Raw genomic sequence first — 1,234 nt, 5'->3', positions numbered from 1 at the left:
TGAGCTACGAAGAAGCGTTAGAGCAAGGGCGAGGTTCGCTCACATTCCTTATCAAGGATTCGGGCATCGGCATTGAAAGGGACAAACTGGCGACCATTTTTGAGCCGTTTACTCAAGAAGACGAAGGTGTTTCGAGACAGTTTGGCGGAACAGGGCTAGGGCTTGCGATTTGTCGCCAATTAGTGTCAATGATGGGAGGCAAGCTAGTGGCAACCTCGACCAAGGGGGTGGGTACATGCTTTGGTTTTTCAATAGAAGTAGAGGCGTTACCTCTCTTTGGTTGGCATTCCGATGTGGTCAAAAGAGGGCTCTTTATATGTGATAACTATGCTTATGCAGAGCAAATTGTCCAAGAATGTCGTATGGCTCAAATTGAGCTGGTAGGCGTTAACTCACTTTCGGAAGCAAAAGCGCTAGATGAAGATTTCGATGTCATTTTCTTATGTAATGACGGTCAGATGGATATCGATAGCTGTCTGAGTGAACTGACTGAAGTTTATGATGTTCGTCGAGTAGTAGTGTGCCAGCACCATTTGACGAGCTCTTACACGAACGCGGAAAACGTGCATGCCGTGTTGACTCAACCATTTTTGGGTAATCGATTCAAACATGCCATCGAGGAGCTAGCTAAGCTCGAGAAGAATACATTGCGTGACAATGTCACAAATATTACATCTCGCGCTGAGTCTAAAATATCTCGAACTCATCGAAGAATACTGCTTGCTGAAGACAATCTAATGAACCAAAAAATCGCGAGCTTTTTCTTAGATAAAGCAGGGTACGACTACTTAATTACGAGTAACGGGCAAGAAGCGCTGGATGCCATCACCAAAGGTGAGCAGTTTGACGCCATTTTGATGGATTGTATGATGCCGGTGATGGACGGCCTAACCGCGACAAAAGAGATTCGCCGTTGGGAAAAGAAAGTGGGCTGCAAGAAAACAACCATCATTGCTTTGACCGCGAGTGTGTTGGAAGAGGACATTCACAATTGTTTTGCTGCGGGTATGGATGCGTATTTGCCAAAACCGTATAAATCTAACCAGTTATTTGAGTTGTTTAATGAACTAAAGCTTGCTTAAATCACACTGATAAGCCGAATTCATTACGGCTTTTTAGAACGAATATAAAGGAAGTGACATGTTTAAACTCGCTGTTATCGGGACTAACTGGATTTCGCAACAATTTGTTGAAGCGGCAATCCAAACCAAGCGGTTTTGCCTTAAAGCTGTGT

Annotated in this window: 1 protein-coding gene; it reads left to right on the top strand. The window is 44.2% G+C overall.

Annotated features, from left to right (window positions below; genetic code table 11):
- The coding region (locus R8O11_RS24930) for a response regulator (protein WP_318194569.1) at positions 1 to 1,082 on the top strand (1,082 nt) is incomplete at its 5' end.
- Positions 1,083 to 1,234 lie beyond the last annotated feature (152 nt).

This window comes from Vibrio sp. 1288 (genome assembly GCF_033344475.1).
The sequence above is the reverse complement of the archived record's forward strand: the minus strand, read 5'-3'. Positions and strand labels throughout refer to the sequence as shown.